This window comes from Mycobacterium tilburgii, from assembly GCF_902168065.1.
Classification (GTDB): domain Bacteria; phylum Actinomycetota; class Actinomycetes; order Mycobacteriales; family Mycobacteriaceae; genus Mycobacterium; species Mycobacterium tilburgii.
In genome coordinates this window covers 1-19,111 of record NZ_LR655740.1, presented here as the reverse complement: position 1 = coordinate 19,111, position 19,111 = coordinate 1, and the positions used below count along the sequence as shown (strand labels likewise).

16 protein-coding genes and 1 riboswitch are annotated in these 19,111 nt (G+C 65.3%); of the genes, 15 read left to right on the top strand and 1 reads right to left on the bottom strand.

From position 1 onward, the window contains the following. Positions 1 to 104 precede the first annotated feature (104 nt). A complete protein-coding gene (locus tag FQ389_RS15585; protein ID WP_186296468.1) occupies positions 105 to 1,280 on the bottom strand; it encodes a cytochrome P450 in 1,176 nt (391 codons plus the stop codon). Positions 1,281 to 1,558: 278 nt separating this feature from the next. Here FQ389_RS15585 and FQ389_RS15580 point away from each other — a divergent pair, with 278 nt between their 5' ends. The 15 genes from FQ389_RS15580 to FQ389_RS15510 all read left to right on the top strand — a co-directional run. Continuing rightward, the gene (locus FQ389_RS15580) at positions 1,559 to 1,774 is read left to right on the top strand and encodes a ferredoxin (RefSeq protein WP_144209296.1); all 216 of its coding nucleotides are present in this window, start codon (positions 1,559 to 1,561) and stop codon (positions 1,772 to 1,774) included. 431 nt (positions 1,775 to 2,205) lie between these two features. After that, complete coding sequence (locus tag FQ389_RS15575; protein WP_144209292.1) at positions 2,206 to 3,432, top strand: PPE family protein; 1,227 nt, start codon at positions 2,206 to 2,208, stop codon at positions 3,430 to 3,432. 176 nt (positions 3,433 to 3,608) lie between these two features. Next, positions 3,609 to 3,905: a PE family protein gene (locus tag FQ389_RS15570; RefSeq protein WP_144209289.1), complete on the top strand. Its 297-nt coding sequence runs from the start codon at positions 3,609 to 3,611 to the stop codon at positions 3,903 to 3,905. Positions 3,906 to 3,917: 12 nt separating this feature from the next. Further along, the gene (locus FQ389_RS15565; RefSeq protein WP_313901995.1) at positions 3,918 to 5,120 is read left to right on the top strand and encodes a PPE family protein; all 1,203 of its coding nucleotides are present in this window, start codon (positions 3,918 to 3,920) and stop codon (positions 5,118 to 5,120) included. A 495-nt stretch (positions 5,121 to 5,615) separates the two neighbouring features. Continuing rightward, on the top strand, positions 5,616 to 6,839 hold the full coding sequence (locus tag FQ389_RS15560; RefSeq protein WP_144209285.1) for a PPE family protein: 1,224 nt from the start codon (positions 5,616 to 5,618) through the stop codon (positions 6,837 to 6,839). Positions 6,840 to 6,891: 52 nt separating this feature from the next. Beyond that, positions 6,892 to 8,097, top strand: coding sequence for a PPE family protein (locus tag FQ389_RS15555; protein WP_144209282.1), 1,206 nt, complete (start codon positions 6,892 to 6,894; stop codon positions 8,095 to 8,097). Between the two features lie 478 nt (positions 8,098 to 8,575). Further along, entirely contained in the window at positions 8,576 to 8,875 is a 300-nt protein-coding gene (locus tag FQ389_RS15550; RefSeq protein ID WP_144209280.1) for a PE family protein, read from the top strand. A gap of 182 nt (positions 8,876 to 9,057) precedes the next feature. Then, a complete protein-coding gene (locus tag FQ389_RS15545; RefSeq protein WP_144209276.1) occupies positions 9,058 to 9,354 on the top strand; it encodes a WXG100 family type VII secretion target in 297 nt (98 codons plus the stop codon). A gap of 48 nt (positions 9,355 to 9,402) precedes the next feature. Next, the gene (locus tag FQ389_RS15540; RefSeq protein ID WP_144209273.1) at positions 9,403 to 9,687 is read left to right on the top strand and encodes a WXG100 family type VII secretion target; all 285 of its coding nucleotides are present in this window, start codon (positions 9,403 to 9,405) and stop codon (positions 9,685 to 9,687) included. A gap of 90 nt (positions 9,688 to 9,777) precedes the next feature. Beyond that, positions 9,778 to 10,680, top strand: coding sequence for an ESX secretion-associated protein EspG (locus FQ389_RS15535; RefSeq protein ID WP_144209270.1), 903 nt, complete (start codon positions 9,778 to 9,780; stop codon positions 10,678 to 10,680). A 257-nt stretch (positions 10,681 to 10,937) separates the two neighbouring features. Beyond that, a complete protein-coding gene (gene eccD, locus FQ389_RS15530; RefSeq protein WP_144209267.1) occupies positions 10,938 to 12,458 on the top strand; it encodes a type VII secretion integral membrane protein EccD in 1,521 nt (506 codons plus the stop codon). After that, the gene (locus tag FQ389_RS15525) at positions 12,436 to 14,340 is read left to right on the top strand and encodes a S8 family serine peptidase (RefSeq protein ID WP_144209264.1); all 1,905 of its coding nucleotides are present in this window, start codon (positions 12,436 to 12,438) and stop codon (positions 14,338 to 14,340) included. Before eccD ends, FQ389_RS15525 begins: the two co-directional genes overlap by 23 nt. A gap of 19 nt (positions 14,341 to 14,359) precedes the next feature. Beyond that, positions 14,360 to 15,568 carry a type VII secretion protein EccE gene (eccE, locus tag FQ389_RS15520; protein WP_144209261.1) on the top strand — a complete coding sequence of 403 codons (1,209 nt, stop codon included), beginning with the start codon at positions 14,360 to 14,362 and terminating at the stop codon, positions 15,566 to 15,568. Continuing rightward, positions 15,565 to 17,400: a type VII secretion AAA-ATPase EccA gene (gene eccA, locus FQ389_RS15515; protein ID WP_144209258.1), complete on the top strand. Its 1,836-nt coding sequence runs from the start codon at positions 15,565 to 15,567 to the stop codon at positions 17,398 to 17,400. The genes eccE and eccA overlap by 4 nt, the downstream gene beginning before the upstream one ends. Before the next feature lie 97 nt (positions 17,401 to 17,497). Then, positions 17,498 to 17,676: riboswitch (M-box (ykoK) riboswitch) on the top strand. A gap of 287 nt (positions 17,677 to 17,963) precedes the next feature. After that, positions 17,964 to 19,111, top strand: a 1,148-nt coding sequence (locus FQ389_RS15510; RefSeq protein WP_313901994.1) for a PPE family protein, incomplete at its 3' end; no start/stop codon positions are given.

Sequence of the window (19,111 nt, the reverse complement as noted above, 5' to 3'; positions counted from 1 at the left end):
CCCGACGACCGAAGACACCGGGGCCGGCGTGCAGGTGGCCGCTACCGAATTTCGCAAGTAAGAGCGCAACCACTGAATTGGGCTTGATCCGGATTTACCCGGTGTCAAGCCCAATTCAGTGGTAAAGTCTTGAGCGCGAACGTCTTGGACGGGAACCTGATCTCGGGCTTGTAGTCCGCCGGCACGTCGAAGTCGGGGATCTGCTTCAACCATTCCGAGACGACCACGATCAGCTCGATACGCGCTAGATGCGAGCCCAGGCAACGGTGCGGACCGCCGCCGAAGCCCCAGTGCCGGTGCACCTTTCCGTCCATCACGATCTCGTCGGTGGACACCGAGTCTGTGCCGTCGCGGTTGATCGCCGCCATGCACAACCGCACCGGAGTGCCCGCCGGTAACGTCATGCCGCCGATCTCGACCATCTCGGTCGTCACCCGAGGGGCCACCGGCGCCGACGGTTCCAGCCGGACCACCTCTTCGATGAAAACCCTGGTCTGCCTTGGATTGTCGCGAAGCATCTCGCGCAGATCCGGCCGGCGCGCCAACTCGTACAGGGCGTAACCGATCGCCGCGGTCACCGTGTCCAGGCCGGCCAGGATCAACAGGTGACTCATGCCGAGCAGTTCGAGATCGGTGAAGTTCCCCTCGCTGACCATAACCTTCGACAACATGTCCGTACCGGGGTTCTGCCGGCGCGACGCGATCGCCTCGGTCAGGTAGTCCAGCAGCGCCACGCCCTTCTGCAGATCCTCCTGGCTCAGATTCTGCTTGTCGGCGATGACGGAGTTTTTCCACCCGATGAGCATGTCGCGGTCTTCCAACGGCAAGCCATAGAGGTCGAGGAAGACCTGAAACGGGTACAGGTGCGCGAACTCTGCCATTGCCTCGCAATGGCCGCGCCCGGCGAAGGCGGCGATCATGTCGCTGGCGTGGCTTTCGAGCACCAGCCTGGACTGGCTCAGCGCGTGTGGGCTGAAAAACGGCTGCAATATCTTGCGGTAGTGGGTGTGCTCCGGCGGGTCGAACGCCAGCGGCACCACCGGCAGCGGGTAGCCAGGTGGCTGCAGCGCCAGCCGCGATGAAAAAACCTTCGGATTGCGCAACGCGGCCAGTACATCCTCGCGCCGGGTCACGTAGTAGAAGCCGTTCATGAACACGATCGGCCCGGCGTCGCGCAGCAGTTTCCATCCGACGCCGCGGTCCTCGGCCATGGGCAGGTTGGCGTACTCGAGCCGCGGTAGGTAGAAGTCACCTGGCTGGTAGTCGCCCACGGTGCTCATGTGTTCTATCTCCGCTTGTTGTCAGGTATGTGGGTTCGCGTCACCGGCTCGATCTGGCGGTGCGCGAAACCGTGTCGTCACCCAATGTGGCGGCACATCAATATCGCACGTGATTCGCGTCCGCTCCAATCCGGCTAGCCGACACTAAAACGGGCCGGGAACAGGCTGGCCGGGGTCGTCGACAAATCTTCTAGAATTAGCCACCGTCTGTGTACCTAATTAATCCGAACAAATCCGATCCGGCCGATTCAGCAGCGCCCTTCGGGGGAGGGAACCTAGTGAGGGTTCGTCTCGAGAAGTCCAAATGCGTTGGGCACGCTCAGTGCTACGCCGTCGACCCGAACTTGTTTCCGATCGACGACTCAGGCTATTCGGCGCTTGAGGACCACGTCGTGCCGCCCGAGGAGATCGACGCGACGCGCGATGGTGTGGCCTCGTGCCCGGAGATGGCGCTGGTCTTAGAAGAAGACCCGGAAGAACCCGAAGGGGACTGAACGCGGATGTGCAGCGCCGATAAGCGCCTAACTGAAACGTCAAGCGAACCAAAGGTAAACACCCGGACTTAGGATGTGAACACAAGTTGGCCGGGAATGAACAAATGGTTGGCTCGGCATGAATAGTTGGCATCACCGGTCTGCGATGTCCCTTACGACCTAAATTTAAATGTTTAATGTTCTCCACGGGCGGCAGTCAGCCCAATGAGCTGTCGCTCGGTTGCTGACAGCGGGGGCGATCGCGGGAGGGCCGTTTGTGGCCGGAAACATGTTGGTGGAACACGTTTCCGGGACAACGAACGGATGGACCGGGCGCATTGTTCGCTGCCTGGTTTTCCGACGTCTGGACGCGACTGAACGTCCAGACGGCTTCGGTCTACGGGCGGCAATTACCTAAAGCATTCAATTGCGGCCGTTTTGAGGAGGACACGGTGTTAGACTTCGGAGCGCTACCGCCCGAAGTCAATTCCGGTCGCATGTACGCGGGTCCCGGATCGGGGTCGATGATGGCTGCGGCCGCAGGGTGGGACGCGTTGTCAGCAGAGTTGGCGACATCGGCGAGTGCGTATCGGTCGGTGATCACGGAGTTGACCAGCGGGCCGTGGATTGGGCCCGCCGCACAGCGGATGTTCGCCGCGGTCTTTCCGTATATGACGTGGCTCAGCGGCATGGCCGCCGACACCAAGCAGACCGCCATCCAGGCGCGTGGCGCCGCGGGTGCTTTCGCGATGGCGTTCGCCATGACGGTGCCCCCGCCGGTGATCGCCGCCAACCGCGTGCAGTTGGCGACCCTGGTGGCGACGAACTTCCTCGGTCAGCACACGCCGGCGATTGCGGCTACCGAGGCCCAGTACCTGCAGATGTGGGCCCAAGACGTTGTTGCGATGTACAGCTACGCTGCCGCGTCGGCGCTCGATACGCAACTGCCGCCGATCACGTCGCCGCCGCAGACCACCAACCCGAACGGGACGACCAACAAGGCAGCCGCGCTGACCCAGGCGGCCTCCGAGCCGGCAGGTAAGTCCGGGCAGACCGCGGCGAGCACCACCACACAGCTGGCCGCCAACAGCACGGTGCCGCAGCTGCTGCAGCAGGCCGCGTCGGCGCCCGGGGCGGCCGATCCGACTACCCCGGCGGCGACACAGCAGCCCTGGTGGGCCGGCTGGCTGGGCATCCCGACCCCGAACAACCCCATGGGGCTCAATCCCGGCTTCTTCGGCACTATGCGGCAGGCCCTGCAGGCCTACTTCGGGGTGGGTCTGGGCAACTTCGGTTACAGCATCGGCCAGCAGCTGACGTTCAGGGCGGGAACCACCGCCGGAGCGTCCGGTGCCTGGTATCCGACCCCGCAGTTCGCCGGACTCGCGGCGCTCAGTGGTGGCCACCCCGGCGGCATCGCGGCGGCGAACTTCGCCAGCTCGATCAAGGTCGGCGGCTTGTCGGTGCCGTCCACCTGGAGCGGCGTCACGCCGCCCGTGGTCGAGGAGCCGGTCATCCATGCCACGACCGTCAACTACGCCACCGCGGCGGGCCCAACCAACAACGGCATTCTGCAGGGCATGCCGATGAATGGCATGGCACGACGCGGCGCGACCGGCTTCACGCACAAATACGGCTTCAAACGAAATGTTCTTGTTCGGCCACCGTCCGCGGGATAACGACATGATCAATTCGGTTTTCTCCCACAAATTAAAAGTGTCCGAAAGATGAACGGAAGCTGTCCTGATCTGAACAGTTCGCGAGGAGGCTGCATGCCTAACTGCCACTGAATTAACGTCATTGTTGAGAACAACCCGCCGGTACTGTGTGTCAGACGGTTATCGAGGAAGGACACATGTCGTTTGTGACAACACAGCCAGAAGCATTAGCGGCGGCGGGAATGTTGCAGGGGATCGGTTCGGCGCTGAGCGCCCAGAATGCCGCGGCCGCGGCTCCGGCGACTGGGGTTGCGCCGGCCGCTGCCGACGAGGTGTCCGCGCTCACCGCCGCGCAGTTTGCCGCCCACGCGCAGATGCATCAGACCATCAGCGCCCAGGCGAACGCTATTCACGAGGGGTTCGTCCAAACGCTGCAGATGAGTTCTAGTTCGTACGCACTGACAGAAGCGGCCAACACGGCCGTGGCGGGCTAATTGGAGATCACAATGATTGATTTTGGGGCGTTACCTCCGGAAGTGAACTCGGCCCGGATGTATGCCGGCGCCGGTTCGACGTCGATGACGACGGCCGCTTCGGCATGGAATTTCCTTGCCGCCGAGCTCAATTCGGCCGCGCTGGGCTGCGACGCCGTGGTCACCCAGTTGGTCAGCGAGGAGTGGCTGGGACCGGCTTCGGCCGCCGCGGTCCAGGCGTTGACCCTGTATGTGACGTGGATGAAGATCACCGCGGAGCAGGCCGAGCACACAGCATCGCAGCTGACCGCCGCCGCGGCGGCGTTTGAGGGTGCGTTTGGGGCGACGGTGCCGCCGTCGCTGATCGCGCAGAACCGTGCACTGTTGGGGCAGGCGTTGCAGACCAACGTGTTGGGGCAGAACGCTTCTGTGATCGCCCAGCTGGAAGCGCAGTACGGGCAGATGTGGGCGCAGGACGCCGATACCATGTACAACTACGCGGCGCAGGCCTCGCAGGCGACCAAGGTCACCGAGTTCAAGGCGGCTCCGCAGGTTACCAACCCGAACGGTCAGGCCCAACAAAGCAGCGCCGTCAGCGCGGCATCGGGCACGGCAGCGGGCAACGCGGCCAGCACCACCGCCGGCGCGATCTCGCAGACGCCCAAGGCGCTGGCCGCCGCGGCCACCCCGACCCCGACGGATCCGCTCACGGAGGTATGGTTTCTGTTGACCGGTCAGTCGACGCTGCCGCACAGCTTGGCAGAGTTTGTCGAGGGCCTGAGCCCGTTCGCCGGTTTCGCTTACAACACTGAGGGTCTGCCTTACTTCAGTGTTGGTATGGGCAACTTCGGTGTGCAGATCGCCAAGGCCACCGGCGCCCTCACCGCCCCGGTCGCCGGTGCAGCGGCGACCCCCAAGGGTCTGGCCGGTCTGGGCGGCATGCTCGGGGGTGGCGTCGCACACACCGCACCGGCGGTGGCCGCCGGGCTGGGCAACGCGGCCTCGATCGGCAAACTGTCGGTGCCGGCCGTGTGGTCCGAAGCCGCACCCGCGATCAGCCCCGCCACCGCTGTGCCGGTCAGCGCGATCAGCGCCGCACCCGAGGCCGCGGGCTCGGGCAACCTGCTCGGTGGCATACCCCTCGCGGGCATGGGCGGCTCGCACGGATTCGCCGGCTCCGGACCTCGCTACGGCTTCAAGCCCACCGTCATGGCACGCCCGCCCTTCGCCGGCTAACCCACCGCGCGATTTCCGAACGCACGTACGACGGCGCACGCCGTCCGTACGTGCGTTCCGTTGTGGGCCAATCTGCTCCGATACAAACCCGATCAGCACCGATCTAGCGCACTTGTGTCGGCCGATCGTTTTGCGGCTGATTAGCCGCCAGCAGCGCAGCATTTAGCCGCTCGCGGATTTTTATCCGGGGGAGGCATTTTTCTTGCCTACGAATTGAGGAGCGGTCCGAACAATAGCAAACTCCGCAATGTGGCGTTGTTCGCAAATCATCGCAGGTTACTGCTCAATCACCGCGGCGGCGCCCGTTTGCTGGCATCTTCGACATCTGTCAATAACTCGAGTCCAGGTGGCCGTGCGTCGCGCGCAGAGCCACGACATGCGGCTTTGCCATCGGTTCAGACCGCTTTAGCCTCGCACTCTAAGAGCGTTGGGTCACGTCGTCGAGATTCCACTTGCAAGGAACACATGCTGTTCGTACGGGGGGCTTCGTAGCGCATGGACTATGGTCTGGTACCGCCAGAAATCACATCGGGGTTGATCTACACCGGCCCGGGGTCGGGCCCGCTGATGGCCGCGGCGGCGGCCTGGGACGGATTGGCCGCGGAACTCGACACGGCCGCTGGTGCGTACGACTCGGTGATCGCCGAGCTGACAGGCGGGCCCTGGCTCGGGCCCGCCGCGGCGTCGATGGTGTCCGCGGTGGCGCCTTTCGTGAGCTGGCTCAGCGCGGCGACGGCCCAGGCCGAGCAGACCGCCAGCCAGGCCGGGGCCGCCGCTGCCGCGTTCGAGGCGGCCTTCACGATGACGGTGCCGCCGCAGGTGATCGCGGCGAACCGCATGTTGTTGGCCACGCTGATTGCGACCAACTTCTTCGGTCAGCACACGCCGGCGATTGCGGCTACCGAGGCCCAGTACCTGCAGATGTGGGCCCAAGACGCCGCAGCGATGTACGGCTATGCTGCCGCCTCGGCCGCCGCGACCGAGTTGTCGCCATTCGAACCACCACCGGACACCACCACCCCGGACGCGACGGCCAGCCAGGCGCTTGCGGTGGCCAAGGCCGTGTCCGAGCCCGCCGGCCAATCCGCGCAGAACGCCGCTGGCGCTACGCCACAACTGGCCTCGACCGACGCGGTTCCACAAGCACTGCAACAACTGTCGACGGTCGCGCCCGCAAATTCCACAGGCACGGCCACCGATCCGCCGTGGTGGTCCAGCTGGCTCACCATCCCGACTCCGGACAATCCGATGGGGCTCACGCCCAGCTTCTACACCGTGGTCTTCAAGAACCTGACCGGGTTTTCCTACTTCGGCACGGGGATCGTAAGCTTCTGCTATTCGATTCAGCGGCAGCTGACGTTCGGGGCGGGAACCACCGCCGGGGCGTCCGGTGCCTGGTATCCGACCCCGCAGTTCTCCGGACTGGCGGCGCTGGGCGGTGGCCATCCGGGCGGCATTGGGGCGAGCTTTGCGGCCTCAACCAAGATCGGCGGGTTGTCCGTGCCGTCCGGGTGGGGCAGCGCCTCCGGCGCGGTGCAGGAATCCGCCATTCACGCGACGACGATCAGCCAGGTGGCCGGTTCCGGGGCCGGACCCACCAACAACGCCGTCCTGCAGGGCGTGCCCACCGGCGGCGTAAGACGGCGGGGCGCGACCGCTTTCACACACAAGTACGGCTTCCGCCGCGCCGTCCTGACCCGTCCACCATCGGCGGGATGACTCACAGATCTTGGCAATCCTCAATCCGACCAGCAATTTAGGCGGCACGACCATGGCGATTGATTTTGGGGCGTTACCTCCGGAAGTGAACTCGGCCCGGATGTATGCCGGCGCCGGTTCGACGTCGATGACGACGGCCGCTTCGGCATGGAATTTCCTTGCCGCCGAGCTCAATTCGGCCGCGCTGGGCTGCGACGCCGTGGTCACCCAGTTGGTCAGCGAGGAGTGGCTGGGACCGGCTTCGGCCGCCGCGGTCCAGGCGTTGACCCTGTATGTGACGTGGATGAAGATCACCGCGGAGCAGGCCGAGCACACAGCATCGCAGCTGACCGCCGCCGCGGCGGCGTTTGAGGGTGCGTTTGGGGCGACGGTGCCGCCGTCGCTGATCGCGCAGAACCGTGCACTGTTGGGGCAGGCGTTGCAGACCAACGTGTTGGGGCAGAACGCTTCTGTGATCGCCCAGCTGGAAGCGCAGTACGGGCAGATGTGGGCGCAGGACGCCGATACCATGTACAACTACGCGGCGCAGGCCTCGCAGGCGACCAAGGTCACCGAGTTCAAGGCGGCTCCGCAGGTTACCAACCCGAACGGTCAGGCCCAACAAAGCAGCGCCGTCAGCGCGGCATCGGGCACGGCAGCGGGCAACGCGGCCAGCACCACCGCCGGCGCGATCTCGCAGACGCCCAAGGCGCTGGCCGCCGCGGCCACCCCGACCCCGACGGATCCGCTCACGGAGGTATGGTTTCTGTTGACCGGTCAGTCGACGCTGCCGCACAGCTTGGCAGAGTTTGTCGAGGGCCTGAGCCCGTTCGCCGGTTTCGCTTACAACACTGAGGGTCTGCCTTACTTCAGTGTTGGTATGGGCAACTTCGGTGTGCAGATCGCCAAGGCCACCGGCGCCCTCACCGCCCCGGTCGCCGGTGCAGCGGCGACCCCCAAGGGTCTGGCCGGTCTGGGCGGCATGCTCGGGGGTGGCGTCGCACACACCGCACCGGCGGTGGCCGCCGGGCTGGGCAACGCGGCCTCGATCGGCAAACTGTCGGTGCCGGCCGTGTGGTCCGAAGCCGCACCCGCGATCAGCCCCGCCACCGCTGTGCCGGTCAGCGCGATCAGCGCCGCACCCGAGGCCGCGGGCTCGGGCAACCTGCTCGGTGGCATACCCCTCGCGGGCATGGGCGGCTCGCACGGATTCGCCGGCTCCGGACCTCGCTACGGCTTCAAGCCCACCGTCATGGCACGCCCGCCCTTCGCCGGCTAACCCACCCGTACGACACCGGCCGGACACATCGTGCGCACAGCAAATCACGACCAGCGCCACCGGAGTTGCTGGTCTTCGGCACCGCCGCGGTCAGCGCGGATATATATGCAGGCAGCGTTGACCGGCGGCACGCCCTGGGCGATGCGATCCCCACTGCCCGCTCCTGCCTGCGGCGTTGCTGGGATGTACGGCCGATTAACGGCCAGGAGATTTTTACCCGGCAGCCGGTGGCGCGACAGGAAACAAAGTCCCTGTCAGCAACACTCGACGACAGGGCAGAGTTGTATGTGGTGTTCTGTGATTTCGCTGCTCAGAGGCCCTAAAGCGCCCAGAACGCTGTTAACTGTGTCGTTACTGAAAGTGAATTCGCCGTACTGTTCCGTGAACAATTGTGAACGGACGGTCCGCGTAACAGGCCTAATCGAAGAAGGTCATCTACTCTCATGCAGAGAGTTGGGTATTACGGAGGAGGAACAACATGTCATTCGTGACGACACAGCCCGAGGCGTTGGCCGCGGCGGCCTTAACCCTGCGGGGGATCGGCTTGGGGCTCAAGGCTCAGAACGCGGCTGCGGTGGATCCGACGACCGGGGTGGTGCCGGCAGCTGCCGACGAAGTCTCGGTGCTCACCGCGGCGCAGTTCGCCGCACACGCACAAATGTACCAGGCCGTCAGCGCCCAGGCGGATGCGATCCACGAATTGTTCGTCCAGACCCTGAGCACCAGCTCGGGGTCGTACGCGCTGACCGAAGCCGCCAACGCTGCCGCTGCCGGTTAACCGGCCGGCTCGGTAGAGGCCGAGGTTGTCCCGGCACGGGACTTCCGACCTTGGCCTTGAAGCGAGTTGAGGGGCAGCGTCTTAGACATCCAGTTCGGCAGCCGCAGCACGATTCGTGGCTATCGGACATTCATGTCCATCACAACAATCTCGACACCCAAAGAATTAAGGAGAAAGGCAACATGGCAACACGTTTCATGACTGACCCGCACGCGATGCGGGCGATGGCGGGCCGTTTCGAGATGCACGCCCAGACGGTGTCGGATGAGGCTCGCAAGATGTGGGCGTCGTCGATGAACATCGCCGGTGCGGGCTGGAGCGGTCAGGCGCAGGCCACCTCGTACGACACGATGGGCCAGATGAACCAGGCGTTCAACAACATTGTCAACCTGCTGCACGGTGTGCGCAACGGACTGATCCGCGACGCGAACAACTACGAGACGCAAGAGCAGGCTTCGCAGCAAGCCCTCAGCCACTAGTCGTAACACTTACGGCTGCGTAACCTTCAGACTTAGGAGAGCAACGTTATGAGCATTAACTACCAGTTCGGCGATGTCGACGCGCACGGCGCGCTGATCCGCGCGCAGGCCGCTTCGTTGGAGGCCGAGCACCAGTCCATCGTTCGCGATGTGCTGGCCGCCGGCGACTTTTGGGGCGGCGCCGGTTCGGTGGCTTGCCAGGAGTTCATTACCCAGTTGGGCCGGAACTTCCAGGTGATCTACGAGCAGGCCAACCAGCACGGGCAGAAGGTGCAGACCGCGGGCAACAACATGGCCAGCACCGACAGCGCCGTCGGGGCCAGCTGGGCCTGACACCCCTAATTTCAAGCGCGGCAGCACACCATTTTCTCGGTGTGCTGCCGCGTGCTGCGGTTTCCGTGCACAACGATATTCGAGGTACTGATGGACCAGCAGAGCACTCGCACCGACATCACCGTTAACGTCGACGGCTTTTGGATGCTCCAAGCACTCCTGGACATTCGGCACGTCGCTCCGGAGTTGCGGTGCCGTCCATACGTATCTACCGACAGCAATGACTGGCTGAACAATCACCCCGGCATGGCGGTGATGCGCGAGCAGGGCATTGTCGTCGGCGACGAGGTCCACGAGGAAGTCGCGGCACGGATGCGGGTGCTCGCCGCCCCCGACCTCGAAGTCATCGCGCTGCTGTCCCGCGGCAAGCTGCTGTACGGCGTTGTCGATGACGAAAACCAGGCTCCGGGCTCACGCGACATCCCGGACAACGAGTTCCGGGTGGTCCTGGCCCGGCGCGGCCAGCACTGGGTTTCCGCGGTGCGGGTCGGCGCCGACATCACCGTCGACGACGTCGCCGTCGCGGACAGCGCGTCGATCGCCGCGCTCGTGCTCGACGGTCTGGAGTCGATTCACCACGCGGAGCCGGCCGCCATCAACGCCGTCAACGTGCCGCTGGACGACATGCTGGAGGCCACGAAGTCCTGGCAGGAGTCCGGCTTCAACGTGTTCTCCGGAGGCGATCTACGCCGGATGGGCATCAGCGCCGCGACGGTGGCCGCGCTGGGACAAGCGCTGTCAGATCCGGCGGCCGAAGTTGCTGTTTATGCGCGCCAGTACCGGGACGACGCAAAGGGCCCGAGCGCCTCGGTGCTGTCATTAAAGGACGGTTCCGGCGGCCGTATCGCGCTTTATCAACAAGCGCGGACCGCTGGCTCGGGGGAGGCCTGGCTAGCCATCTGCCCGGCAACCCCGCAACTTGTGCAAGTGGGTGTTAAGACCGTGCTAGACACCCTGCCTTATGGCGAGTGGAAGACGCATAGCAGGGTTTGATCGATGTGAATTGCTAAGCCCTGTAACGCTTTTGAATTCAACATGCGGGGGCGAGGCAAAGCCGTCATACTGCTCTGAGAATCTGCAGCAAACACAAAAGTCAATGTCACCGGAATCATCAATCGCGAGGCGGACTAAATGGAATTGGAATACGTCGGACTACTACTTTCCGGCGAATCGGTGAGTATGTCGACACAACCCTCCACGCGACTGGCGACACGGGCACATAGTTTCATCACGACGGGGGGGCAGCCCGATTGACTGCGGTAACTGCGGTAGCTGACGCACCACAGACTGATCTCGAGGGAATCGCCCAACCGCGGGCAGTCGTCGTCGGCATCATGGCCGGCGAGGGCATCCAAATCGGTGTCCTGCTGGACGCCAGCGCCCCAGTCTCGGTGATGACCGACCCGCTGCTGAAGGTGGTCAACAGCCGGCTGCGTGAGCTCGGCGAGACACCGCTGGAGGCAACCGGTCGCGGTAAATGGGCGCTGTGCCTGGTGGACGGCTCACCCCTGCGGGCCACCCAATCGCTGACCGAGCAGGAGGTGTACGACGGCGACCGGCTGTGGATTCGGTTCATCCCGGACAACGAGAAGCGCTCGCAGGTCATCGAGCACATCTCCACCGCGGTCTCGCAGAACCTCAGCAAGCGCTTCGCCGCGATCGATCCCGTGGTCGCGGTGCAGGTCGGCGCCTCGATGGTGGCCACGGGCGTGGTCGTCGCGTCGGCCCTGCTCGGTTGGTGGCGCTGGCACCACAACTCGTGGCGAACCACGATCTACGCCGCCGTGATCGCCGCGGTCGTGCTGGGCGTGTCGATGATGCTGCTGATGCGCGCGCACACCCAGAGCGATCGACGCGTCGCTGACATCATACTGGTGAGTAGCCTCGCGCCGCTGGCGATCGCGGCGGCCGCGGCACCGCCCGGCGGTGTCGGATCCCCGCACGCGGTGTTGGGCTTTGGTGTGCTCACCATTTCCTCGCTGCTGGCCCTGCGGTTCACCGGGCGGCGGCTGGCGTTGTACACCGCGCTCGTCACGATCGGCGTGATCACCACGATCGCGGCGCTGGCCAGGATGGTCGCGTTGACCAGCGCGGTGACCATGCTGACCACGATCGTGCTGGTGAGCGTCATCGGCTACCAATGTGCGCCCGCGATGTCGCGCCGGCTGTCCGGCATCCGGCTTCCGGTGTTCCCGTCGGCCACCAGCCGCTGGGTGTTCGAAGCGCGACCCGACCTGCCCACCACCGTCGTGCGCAACGACGGTGGCCCGCCGGTCCTCGAGGGACCCGCATCGGTGCGCGACGTGTTGCTGCAGGCCGAACGTGCCCGCTCGTTCCTGTCCGGACTGCTGATTGGGTTCGGCGTGCTGACAGTGGTATCGTTGGCCGGACTGTCGGACCCGCACACCGGACAGCGCTGGCTGCCGCTGCTGCTGGCCGGCTTCTGCGCCGGATTCCTGATGCTGCGCGGCCGCTCCTACGTGGACCGCTTGCAGGCGATCTCGCTGGCCGGGACTTCCGTCCTGATCGTCGGTGCGGTCGTGGTGCGCTACGCCCTGGAGTTGCAGTCGCCGCTGTCGGTATCGGTCTGCGTGGCGATCCTGGTGCTGCTGCCCGCGGCGGGCCTGGTGTCCGCGGCGGTCGTACCGAACAGCATTTACAGCCCGCTGTTCCGCAAGTTCGTGGAGTGGATCGAGTACGTCTGCCTGATGCCGATCTTCCCGCTTGCGTTGTGGTTGATGAATGTTTATGCGGCAATCCGGTACCGGTAACGGCAAGGTGTGGTGTGGACGCGCTTCTCGTGCGGCGGTCGCAGCACTCCTGCTCACGTCTGGTGCACTAGCCGGCCTACCTCCGGCGTACGCAATATCGCCGCCGCAGATCGATCCGGCCGCGGTCCCGCCAGACGGCCCGCCCGGACCGCCTGCGCCGATGAAGCAGAACTCGTACTGCACTGAGGTCGGGGTGCTGCCCGGCACCGATTTCAAGCTGCAGCCGAAGTACATGGACATGCTCGACCTGCAGGAGGCCTGGCAGTTCGGCCGCGGTGCGGGGATCAAGGTCGCGGTCATTGACACCGGTGTCACCCCGTACCCCAGGTTTCCGCACCTGATCCCCGGCGGGGACTACATCATGGCGGGTGACGGGCTGTCGGACTGCGACGCGCACGGCACCATCGTGGCGTCGATGATCGGCGCCGCACCGGCCAACGGTGCGCTGGGGCCGCCGGCGGCCCCGCGCAAACCGGTGACCATCCCGACTACCGAGGCACCGCCCAAAGCGCCACCGCCGCAGACCGTGACGCTCTCGCCGCTGCCCCAAACGGTGATAATGGTGCCCGCACAGCCGCCCCCGGAGGAGGGTCAGCCGGGCCTGCCACCGTGGGTGCCGGCCGCGCCGCCCCAGCCGGAGCAGCCCCCGGCGGGACCCGCGGTGCCTCCCGCACCCAAAGCTCCTGCGGCTCCTGGAGTACCACCGGCAGCGCCGCCCGCGCCTACGGGCCCGCCGGCGCCCGGCCCGGGTTACGCCGGCGCGGCCAACTTCGGCGGCGGCACGGTGACCATCCCCAACTACTCGGGTCGCGGCCAGGCGGTGCATGTCGGCAATCCGCGGCCGTTGGCGTCGGCACCCGCGCCCGCCGCGCCACCCCCGCCGGGGCCCGGGCCGGCGCCGGACGCCTACAGCGGTATCGCCCCGGACGTCGACATCATCTCGATCCGGCAGTCCAGTCAGGCGTTCGGGCTGAAAGACGCCTACACCGGCGATGAGGACCCTCAGACCGCGGCGAAGATCACCGGTGTCGAGACGATGGCCCGTGCGATCGTGCACGCCGCCAACATGGGGGCGTCGGTGATCAACATTTCCGACGTGACCTGCATGAGCGCCCGCAACATCATCGACCAGCGCGCGCTGGGGGCGGCGGTCCGCTATGCGGCGGTCGACAAGAACGTCGTCATCGTCGCCGCCGCGGGCGACACCAGCAAACGGGACTGCAAGCAGAACCCTGCGTTTGACCCGCTGAAGCCGAAGGACCCGCGCGACTGGAACGCTGTTACCACCGTGGTGACGCCGTCCTGGTTCAGCGATTACGTGCTGACCGTCGGCGCGGTCGACTCCGAGGGTCGTCCACAGACACAAGGCGGCCAGGGCCAGACCCCGTCGAGCGTCGCCGGGCCGTGGGTCGGCATCGCCGCGCCCGGGTCCGACGTCGTCGGGCTCTCACCCCGGGACGACGGCCTGATCAACGCCATCGACGGGCCGGACAATTCACTGCTCGTTCCCAGCGGTACCAGCTTCTCGGCCGCGATCGTGTCCGGAGTGGCGGCGCTGGTCCGCGCCAAATACCCGCAGTTGAAGGCCTACCAGGTGATCAATCGCCTGGAGCGCACCGCCCGGGCCCCGGCCCGCGGTGTCGACAACCAGATCGGTCACGGCATCGTCGACCCGGTGGCGGCACTGACGTGGGACGTGCCGGACGGGCCGTTGAAACCGCCACAGCAACTGTCGATACCGTTGAACGTGCCGAAGCCACCCCCAAACCGCGACATGGTTCCGGTGTGGGTAGCTGCCGGGGGGTTGACCGGAGCACTACTGATAGGCGGCGCAGTATTTGCTATCGCGACGTTGATGAAGCGCCGCAGGCAGCAGCAATAAGGGCGGAGTAGCAACAACGATGAAGGCTCAGCGCAGGTTCGGGTTGTCTTTGTCGTGGGCGCGGGTCACGACGGTGTTTTTAATCGTCGTGGCGATCTTGTTGATCGCCAACCATTGCCCCGAGTCGTGGCAGGGCCAATACCGCATCGCGCGGTGGGTGGGTGTCGGCATCTCGGCGATCGTCGTGCTGCTGTCGCTGGTCACCCATCACGGGCTCACTGTGACGTCCGGACTAGCCGGATGGCTGTGGGACTGGTCGGCCGACCCGGGCACCACGCTCACGGCGGGTTGCACACCCGCGCTGGACCACCAGCGCCGATTCGGGCTGGACAAGGTCGGCGTCCGCGAATACGACGGCCGCCTGGTCACCGTGATCGCGCTCGACGGCGACAAAGACGCCGCGACGCGGCACCGTCCGCGCAACCCCGCGCCGGCTTCGGTCCTGGTGCGCTCGGTTGCCGCCGGGCTGCGGCAGTTCGATGTGCTCCTCGACGGCATCGACATCGTCTCGGTGCAAATGTGTCGCGGCGGCAACGCGGCCGAATTGTCCAAGCTCGACAAACTGGGCCCCGAAGAGTGGGGCCTGGTCAGCAAACAACCTGCCTCCTACCTGCGCCGCACCTGGCTGGTGCTGCGGATGAACCCGCAGGCCAACGTCGCCGCGGTGGCGGCCCGGGACTCGCTGGCCTCGACGCTGGCCGCGGCCACCGAACGGCTGGTCCACGACATCGACGCGCCCGGATGTGTGGCCCGGCCATTGACCGCCGACGAGATCGCCGAAGTCGACAGCGCGGTGCTGGCGGATCTGGAGCCGACGTGGCGCCGGCCGGGTTGGCGCTACCTCAAGCACTTCAACGGCTTCGCCACCAGTTTCTGGTTGACGCCGTCGGACATCACCAGCGAGACGCTCGAGGAGCTGTGGCTGCCCGATGCGGAGGTGACCGTGGTCACCCTGCAGCTCACTGCGGACGACGGCCAGTTCCAGGTTGCGGGTTTGGTCCGGTATCACAGCGACAGCAGGCTGCCGCGCGGTGTGCCGTCCGGCCTCAACCGGCTGACCGGCAGTCAGCTGGCCGCGGTGCGTGCCAGCCTGCCCGCCCCGACAACCCGCCCGCTGTTGGTCGTGCCCAACCGTGAGCTGCGCGAGGACGATGACTTAGTGCTGCAGGTGTGCCAGGTGCAAGAGGGCGCCGAACGCCCGCTTGCGAGTCCGCTTGCAAATCAATGAGCCGGTCACCGTCGGTGGCGGAGGACGCCCGTAACGCGCTGATCGCCGGGTTGCTGGCGTCGGGAATCTCCGTCAACGGACTGCAGCCCAGCCACAACCCGCGGGTGGCACTGCGAATGTTCACCACAGCCACTAAGCTTAACCCGGCGATGTGTGATGCCTGGCTGGCCCGGTTGCTGGCGGACGACCCTAGCGTCCTGGAGGTGGTTGCCGGAGCCTGGGCGTCGGTCAGCGCCTTCGGCTGGGAGACCCGTAGGCTCGGGGTGACCGAAATACAGTTCCATCCCGACGTGTCCGACGGGTTGTTCCTGAACCTGGCCGTGGTCAGCGTCGAGTCGCTCGCGTGTGCCTACGCCGCCGTGCTCGCCGAGGCGAAGCGGTACCAGGAAGCCGCCGAGCTACTCGACGGCGTAGAGCCCCGCCAGCCCCTCGACGAGGAGCTCATCGCGTACGTGCGGGGCATCCTGTACTTCCGCACCGGCCGCTGGCCGGACGTGCTCAACCAATTCCCGGAGGGAAAGATCTGGCGCAACCCCGAGCTGAAGGCCGCCGGGGCGGCGATGGCGACGACTGCGCTGGCGTCGCTCGGGGTATTCGAAGAGGCGGTGCGCCGCAGCGAGGACGCCATCGAAGCGGATCGGGTGCCGGGCGCGGCCAACGTGGCGCTCTACACCCAAGGCATGTGTCTGCGACACATGGGCCGCGAGGACGCGGCCGTCGAGGTGTTGCGGCGGGTGTATTCGCGGGATCCCAAGTTCGCGCCGGCGCGCGAGGCTCTCGACAACGCGAACTACCAATTGATATTGACGGACCCGGAAACCATTGAGGCCCGTACGGACCCGTGGGACCCGGCCAGCGCGCCGACGCGTGCGCAGACCGAGGCCGCCCGGCACGCCGAAGAGGCTGCGAGGTATCTGGCCGAAGGCGATGCCGAGATCAACGCCATGCTCGGCATGGAGCGCGCGAAGCGGGAAATCAAGCTCATCAAGTCGACGACCAAGGTGAATCTGGCGCGGCAGAAGATGGGCCTTCCGGTGCCGGTGACCTCGCGTCACACCTTGCTGCTCGGTCCGCCCGGTACCGGAAAGACCTCGGTGGCACGGGCTTTCAGCAAGCAGCTGTGCGGTTTGACGGTGCTGCGCAAGCCGGTGGTGGTGGAGACCAGCCGCACCAAGCTGCTGGGCCGCTACATGGCGGACGCGGAGAAGAACACCGAGGAGATGCTCGAGGGCGCCCTGGGCGGGGCCGTCTTCTTCGATGAGATGCACACGCTGCACGAGAAGGGCTACCAACAGGGCGACCCCTACGGCAACGCGATCATCAACACCTTATTGCTGTACATGGAGAATCATCGCGACGATCTAGTGGTGTTCGGCGCCGGATATGCCAAGGCGATGGAAAAGATGCTTGACGTGAACCCGGGTCTGCGACGGCGCTTTTCGACGGTAATCGAGTTCTTCAGTTACACCCCGGACGAGCTGGTGGCGCTTACCCGCCTGATGGGCCAGGAGAACGACGACGTCATCACCGAGGAGTCGGCCCAGGCGTTGTTGCCGTCGTACACCAAGTTCTACTCCGACGAAAGTTACTCGGAAGACGGCGATTTGATTCGGGGCATCGACACGCTGGGCAACGCTGGCTTCGTGCGCAACGTGGTGGAGAAGGCTCGTGACCACCGTAGTTTTCGTCTTGACGACGAGGATCTCGACGCCGTGTTGGCCAGCGACACCATGGAATTCAGCGGGCTTCAGCTGCTGCGTTTCCGTGAGTTGACCCGCGAAGACCTGCTCGACGGGCTCAGTGCGGCGGTCGCGGATAAGAAGCCGGACTAGGCATTCCAGCCGTGCCTTCACATCGGTGCATCGAATTGTTGCAAATGCATCGCATCTAGCTTGACTCGCCGAGTGCGGGGTGCCACGATGTGTCGTGCAAGCACCTCGTTAGGTGAGGCTTCCATACGGATACAGGCCACTCTGATCCCAAACGTCGAAAGACGCCCAGGGTCAGGACAGCTCCTCCCGGCTTAAGGGTTGAGCCCAAGAGGCTTGTGGCCTGGGTCTAGCCGGCTACGCAGTATGGCGCCAAAGCTCTGACGAGAGGGGTGCGGGATCCTGCGAATTCGCCCGGGATCCTCACTCCATTCTTGCAAAATTTGGCATCGCGGTGTGCCCAGGCGTGGAGGAGGTGAGAGCGAAATTAGTCCCTGTTCTAGTCCAGCTTTTCGATCGATGACGTTTTCGTTCGAGCCGACCACGACGATACTCGCCGTCCGCACCGAGTTATTTACGCATGTTGCATAAGCGGTGTATAGCTTAGCTGTGACGTCGCGGCCCCGCTTCACCTTCTTCGAGGAGAACTTCGATGAGCTCTGTCGTACTGACCAATGCCCGGTTGCATGCAACCACCGAGGCAGCGATCGCTCCTAGCGTCTGTTAAGCGCCGAGGTGGAACCATGCTGGATTTTGCGATGTTACCGCCGGAAGTCAACTCGGCCAGACTGTACTCTGGCCCCGGCTCGGGGCCGTTGCTTGCCGCGGCTGCGGCCTGGAACACTTTGGCTGCCGATATACGTTCGGCAGCTACGGGTTACGATTCCGTGCTCAGAGAGCTGACCACCACCGGCTGGTACGGCCCGTCGTCCGCATCGATGATCGCTGCTGCGGTGCCGTATCTGACTTGGCTGAACGCCACCGCGACTCAAGCCGAGAAAACCGGCCACCAGGCCAACGAGGCCGCTACCGCCTTCGAGGCCGCATACGGGATGACGGTGCCGCCACAGGTGATCGCGGCCAACCGCGCCCTGCTGCTGAACTTGGTGACCACCAACATCTTTGGCCAGAACACGCCGGCGATCGCGGCCACCGAGGCCGAATACGTGGAGATGTGGGCCCAAGACGCCGCCGCGATGAACGGCTACGCCCTGGCCTCGAGCTCCGCCACACAAATGACGCCGTTCACTTCGCCGCAGACCAACACCACCCCCGAGGGGGCTAACGAGCAAAACCAAGCGGTCAATCAGGCGGTCAACTCCGGTACCGGCAATGCGCTGTCGATCCTGTCGGATTTTTCGGCGGGCGATGACCCGAGTTCAGCTACGGCGCCGACACCGGGCAGCCCGTACTGGTACCTGATGCAGTTTCTGGACGGGAACAACAACACGGCCCTGGGCCAGTTCCTGCAAAGCAACTTCTTTTCCAACTCGATCCTAAATGGCTCGCTCGCCGGCGGTCCGTTCAATCCGCAGAGCATCATCTCCACAGTCGAAGGGTTAAACTTCCTGCAGACGGCGGCCACGTCGCTGGGTGGTCTGGACACCTTCGCCGCCGGTGCCGAAAGTGCCAGCGCCGGTCTGGACTCCGAGACGGTGGGATCGGCAGGCCTGGCCTCCACCTCCGCCGGCATTGGCAACGCGCACCTGGTGGGCTCGCTGTCGGTGCCGCAAAGTTGGAGCAACGCCGCCGCGATCAGCGCGGCCAACGGGCCCGCTCCGGTCACCGGGCTCAGGGACATCGGGTCGTCCGGGACGCCCGCCGCGGGCGGGCG

Coding starts and splice junctions, on each gene's coding strand:
- FQ389_RS15585 (WP_186296468.1), bottom strand. CDS start 1,280: ATGAGCACCGTGGGCGACTACCAGCCAGGTGACTTCTACCTACCGCGG.
- FQ389_RS15570 (WP_144209289.1), top strand. CDS start 3,609: ATGTCGTTTGTGACAACACAGCCAGAAGCATTAGCGGCGGCGGGAATG.
- FQ389_RS15565 (WP_313901995.1), top strand. CDS start 3,918: ATGATTGATTTTGGGGCGTTACCTCCGGAAGTGAACTCGGCCCGGATG.
- FQ389_RS15560 (WP_144209285.1), top strand. CDS start 5,616: ATGGACTATGGTCTGGTACCGCCAGAAATCACATCGGGGTTGATCTAC.
- FQ389_RS15555 (WP_144209282.1), top strand. CDS start 6,892: ATGGCGATTGATTTTGGGGCGTTACCTCCGGAAGTGAACTCGGCCCGG.
- FQ389_RS15550 (WP_144209280.1), top strand. CDS start 8,576: ATGTCATTCGTGACGACACAGCCCGAGGCGTTGGCCGCGGCGGCCTTA.
- FQ389_RS15545 (WP_144209276.1), top strand. CDS start 9,058: ATGGCAACACGTTTCATGACTGACCCGCACGCGATGCGGGCGATGGCG.
- FQ389_RS15540 (WP_144209273.1), top strand. CDS start 9,403: ATGAGCATTAACTACCAGTTCGGCGATGTCGACGCGCACGGCGCGCTG.
- FQ389_RS15535 (WP_144209270.1), top strand. CDS start 9,778: ATGGACCAGCAGAGCACTCGCACCGACATCACCGTTAACGTCGACGGC.
- FQ389_RS15525 (WP_144209264.1), top strand. CDS start 12,436: ATGCGGCAATCCGGTACCGGTAACGGCAAGGTGTGGTGTGGACGCGCT.
- eccE (WP_144209261.1), top strand. CDS start 14,360: ATGAAGGCTCAGCGCAGGTTCGGGTTGTCTTTGTCGTGGGCGCGGGTC.
- eccA (WP_144209258.1), top strand. CDS start 15,565: ATGAGCCGGTCACCGTCGGTGGCGGAGGACGCCCGTAACGCGCTGATC.